We start from the raw sequence: 4375 nt of genomic DNA, 5'->3' as shown, positions 1-4375 counted from the left end.
TGCAGGTGTTCGCGGCGCGTGGCCCAGGCGTTGACGAACGTGCCACGGCCGATCCTGCCGACCAACAACCCTTCGTAGGTCAGCGCCGCGTAGGTGTCTGAGACTGTCTTGCGCGACACGCCCAGTTGCAGGGCCAGCAAGCGGCTGGGAGGCAATTGCGACCCGGCCACCAGTTGTCCCGACTCAATGGCCGTGCGCAATTGCTGGTAAAGCTGTTCGGCCAGGTCCTTGCGGCCCTTGATAACGACGTGCAGTTCCATGTTTCATCCAGAGGCAAGCAATCACCCGCAAGATTACCGCAAGTCACCCGCCAGCCGAATCAGGACAGGAAACCACCGTCCACATTCAGCGATACACCGGTGGTGTAGCTCGACGCGTCGCTGGCCAGGTACAGCACCGCGCCGGCCATCTCGCTCGGGTCGGCCACGCGCTTGAGGGGGATCTGCGCCAGGGCCATTTTCAGGATCGAGTCGTTCTTCACCAGTGCCGAGGCGAACTTGGTGTCGGTCAGGCCCGGCAGCAGTGCGTTGCAACGAATGCCGAACGGCGCGCATTCCTTGGCGAAGACTTTGGTCATGTTGATCACGGCGGCCTTGGTCACCGAGTAGATGCCCTGGAATACGCCCGGCGAAATCCCGTTGATCGAGGCCACGTTGATGATGCTGCCGCCACCGTTCTCGCGCATCAGCTTGCCGGCTTCCACCGACATGAAGAAGTAGCCGCGGATGTTCACGTCGACGGTCTTCTGGAATGCGCCCAGGTCGGTGTCCAGCACGTTGCAGAACTGCGGGTTGGTGGCGGCGTTGTTGACCAGGATGTCCAGGCGGCCGAACTGTTCGCGGATCGCGGCAAACACGTTGGTGATCTGTTCCATTTCGCCGATATGGCAGGCAATTGCCGTGGCCTTGCCGCCGTCGGCGATGATCGCGTCGGCCACGTGCTGGCAGCCGTCGATCTTGCGGCTCGACACGATCACGTGGGCGCCTTGCTGGGCCAGCAACTTGGCGATGGCCTCACCGATACCGCGGCTGGCGCCGGAAACGAAAGCGATCTTGCCGTCGAGGTCGAACAGTTGGGTCTTGGACATGGTTTTTCCTTGAAGAGGGTCAGAGGGAAGACTGTTTGATGACATTCAGGCTCATCTGCTCAAGCAGCTTGTTCATGTGAATGAACTGCGCAAAGCGTTTGTCCTGGGTCTGGCCATGGAAGAAGCGGTAGTAGATCTGCTGCACGATGCCGGCCAGGCGGAACAGGCCGTAGGTGTAGTAGAAGTCGAAATTGTCGATCTGGATCCCGGAGCGTTCGGCGTAGTAGTCGACGAACTGGCGGCGGGTAAGCATGCCGGGGGCGTTGCTCGGCTGGCGGCGCATCAGTTGCACCGGGGCCGGGTCGGCCGCTTCGATCCAGTAGGCGAGGGTGTTGCCCAGGTCCATCAGCGGGTCGCCGAGGGTGGTCAGTTCCCAGTCCAGCACGCCGATGATCTGCATCGGGTTATGCGGGTCGAGGATCACGTTGTCGAAGCGGTAGTCGTTGTGGACGATGCTCGAGGTGGGGTGGTCGGCCGGCATCTTGTCGTTGAGCCAGGCACGTACCGCTTCCCAGCTGGGGGCGTCGGGGGTCAGGGCTTTTTCGTAGCGGTCGCTCCAGCCGCGAATCTGCCGCTCCACATAACCTTCGGGCTTGCCCAGGTCGGCCAGGCCGCAGGCGCTGTAGTCGACCTGGTGCAGCTCGACGAACTTGTCGATAAAGCTTTTGCACAAGGCTTCGGTTTTCGCCGCGTCCAGGCCCAGTTCCGGCGGCAGGTCCGAGCGCAGGATGATCCCCTTGACCCGCTCCATCACGTAGAACTCGGCGCCGATCACTGACTCGTCGGTGCAGTGCACGTAGGCCTTGGGGCAATACGGGAAACCGTCCTTGAGCTGGTTGAGAATCCGGTATTCGCGGCCCATGTCGTGGGCGGACTTGGCCTTGTGGCCAAAGGGCGGGCGGCGCAGCACGAATTCCTGGCCGGGGTATTCCAGCAGGTACGTCAGGTTGGAGGCACCCCCGGGGAACTGGCTGATTTTGACGCTGCCGCTCAAGCCCGGGATATGGGCCTTGAGGTAGGGATCGATGAGGCTGGCATCAAGTTCTTCGCCGGGGCGAATCTGGGTCGATTGGTCATTAAGCGCCATGCTTATCCCTTCTGCTTATTCTTAAGGCCTTGGACTATTGGCTAATCTAATGCGCGCGGCCGCCAAGCCACAAGGTTGGGGCGGCTTAATAGGTTAGCGTGTTGGCCGATGATCAGCGGGCTTGATGTGCTCAGATCACCAGAACTGCGCGCCCGCCGGGGTTGCAGGACAGGTTGGCACCGATTTCGACTTTCGCCAGGTCGATGCCCAGGCCGGCGAGCAGGTTATTGACCAGCGGGTCGAGGAGCGGGCTGAGCAGTCCGGAGATGATGCCGCTGAGCAGATTCAGTACGCCGGTGATCAGGCCGACCACCAGGTTCAGCACCAGCCCAATCAGTCCGCCCTGTGTCGGTGGATGGTTGATCAACTGGATGCCATTGAGGGTGTTGCTCAAGCTGCCCACCACGTTGTTGGAACTGAAACTGAAGTAATCCGGGGGGCTTTTCAACTCGGGCGGCGGCAGGTAAGTGTGGTTCCGGACGGTCTTGGCCACGCTGCTGTCGATCTTCAGGCTGATGCCACCCACGCCATACGGTTGCCGGGGATCGCAGACACCGTTGCTACAGGTCTTCACCCCAAGGTCGAGTAATGGGAATTCGTCAACGTTCAGTGGTGCTGTGGAGGAAAACAGGTTTTTTGGGTCGATCTGGCCCACCATCAGCCTAACCGCCGAGGTGGTACCGAGCACCGACAAGGCTTTGTCCGCAGGCCCATTGCAGCGATATCCGGTGACCGTGCTGCTGCCGCTGGCGGCTTCCAGTGCTACATCGATTTGCTGGCCGATTTTGGGGTCAAAGGAGCTGCCTAACAAGAGGCCCACCAGCGCCGTTACCCCGCCCAGTAAATCGTTCACCGCGCCGATTGCCGGCAGTTTCACCGAGATCAACGTCCTGACTTGCGCGGTCCTGACGTAGATCGGCTGGGTGGCGATCAGCTTGGGGTTACCTATGGCGGAAACCTGTGCCGGTTCAATGACCTTGGTCTTGACCGTGATATTCAGCAGTCCCAGCACATCCACCGGCAGCTCCACCGCGACCGCGTTGTACTTGTTCGACAGTTGCACAAACCCCTGGATCAGGTTGAACAGTTGCAGATTAACGTCCAGGGCGCTCTTGTCGGTGCCGTTCTGGATGGTCAGTAGGTCGCCCAGGTGCAGGATCTTGGTGCCGGGTGCAATCAGCTTGATCGCTTCCAGGTTATTGATCACCACCTTGACCGCATCGCCCCCCAGCTTGAGTACATCTATCGCGGCCTGGATCAGATCGCCGACGCTGGCGTCGGTCTTGAGCAACTCGTCGTAGTTGCCGGCGCTGACCTTCAATTGAATCGCCAGCGCGTCCAGGTAACTGAGCAGGTGGATATCGGTATTGATCAGGCCCTTCCAGCCCACCGCGTCGAGTTGCAATTTGCCCCCCAGCAGTCCGCCGATCAACGCATTGAGTGCGGCAGACTTGGTGCTGTCCACGGTCAGCAAGGTGCTGCGGATGGTCAGTACGGCCACCGGGGGCGCGGGCACGGCGGCCACGGCCACTGCCTGCAACCGGATGGTCGGCTCGAAAGGGCCGGTGGAGAGCAGCATGAACAGGCGGTTGGCGATACTGGTGACAACGCGGTGGGTGGCGATGACCTGGATCGCATCGGACCTTGAGGGATTGGGGCTGAAGGCGCGCATGAAGTCAGCCCCGGTGACCAGGGTGCCGCAGGTGGTCGCCAGGGTACGGTCTGCGTTGAGCGGGAAATCATTGCGGGCTGCGCTTTGGATCGCGAATTGCGCGGCGTTGGTATTCGGCGTCACGCAGGCGCCGCCGCGGGTGACCACTTCCAGGGCCGCGGTGTCGGCAACCCGTTGCAGCTTGCGCTTTTCCAGGTACAGCCGGCCGCTGTCGACCACCACCAACAGGAACAACAGTGCGATCCCCAGGGTCATCGCACCCATCAGTCCTATTGCGCCGCGTTGGCGGGCCGAGCCGGGTCCTTGGCAAACCATCCTGCGTTCCTTCGCCGATCCAGTACCGGCATCCTGAATATCCCCTCAGGCAGTGTAGTCAGGTTTTGCAAGGATTTATGGCTATTGGCCATTATTTTCGCGGAGGCAGTGCCACGGGCGTCAGCACAGGGCGGCCGGCAAAGTATTCCAGCAGGTTGTCCGCCACGCGCTGCACGGTGTCATGGGCGGCTTCCGGCGACAGGCCGGCGACGTG

At 61.3% G+C, this 4375-nt stretch carries 4 protein-coding genes and 1 pseudogene; all 5 read right to left on the bottom strand.

Translation table 11 applies throughout. The annotated features are described in order from the left end of the window. Nucleotides 1-260, bottom strand: a 260-nt coding sequence (locus HX846_RS15845) for a GntR family transcriptional regulator (protein ID WP_178965683.1), incomplete at its 3' end; no start/stop codon positions are given. A 59-nt stretch (nucleotides 261-319) separates the two neighbouring features. Then, nucleotides 320-1087, bottom strand: coding sequence for an SDR family oxidoreductase (locus HX846_RS15840; RefSeq protein ID WP_003210776.1), 768 nt, complete (start codon nucleotides 1085-1087; stop codon nucleotides 320-322). Between the two features lie 19 nt (nucleotides 1088-1106). Then, nucleotides 1107-2174: a phosphotransferase family protein gene (locus HX846_RS15835; RefSeq protein ID WP_177008208.1), complete on the bottom strand. Its 1068-nt coding sequence runs from the start codon at nucleotides 2172-2174 to the stop codon at nucleotides 1107-1109. 130 nt (nucleotides 2175-2304) lie between these two features. Then, nucleotides 2305-4161 carry a pilus assembly protein TadG-related protein gene (locus HX846_RS15830; protein WP_178965682.1) on the bottom strand — a complete coding sequence of 619 codons (1857 nt, stop codon included), beginning with the start codon at nucleotides 4159-4161 and terminating at the stop codon, nucleotides 2305-2307. A gap of 91 nt (nucleotides 4162-4252) precedes the next feature. Next, nucleotides 4253-4375 (bottom strand): annotated as a pseudogene (locus HX846_RS15825) (2-hydroxyacid dehydrogenase); the annotation flags it as partial.

This window comes from Pseudomonas sp. K5002, from assembly GCF_013386655.1.
Taxonomy (GTDB): Bacteria; Pseudomonadota; Gammaproteobacteria; order Pseudomonadales; family Pseudomonadaceae; genus Aquipseudomonas.
Note: the sequence above shows the minus strand (reverse complement) of the source record. Positions and strands in the feature narration are given on the sequence as shown.

Bases quoted from the DNA above. Each gene is read 5' to 3' on its own strand.
- HX846_RS15840 (WP_003210776.1), bottom strand. From the start codon at position 1,087: ATGTCCAAGACCCAACTGTTCGACCTCGACGGCAAGATCGCTTTCGTT.
- HX846_RS15835 (WP_177008208.1), bottom strand. From the start codon at position 2,174: ATGGCGCTTAATGACCAATCGACCCAGATTCGCCCCGGCGAAGAACTT.
- HX846_RS15830 (WP_178965682.1), bottom strand. From the start codon at position 4,161: ATGGTTTGCCAAGGACCCGGCTCGGCCCGCCAACGCGGCGCAATAGGA.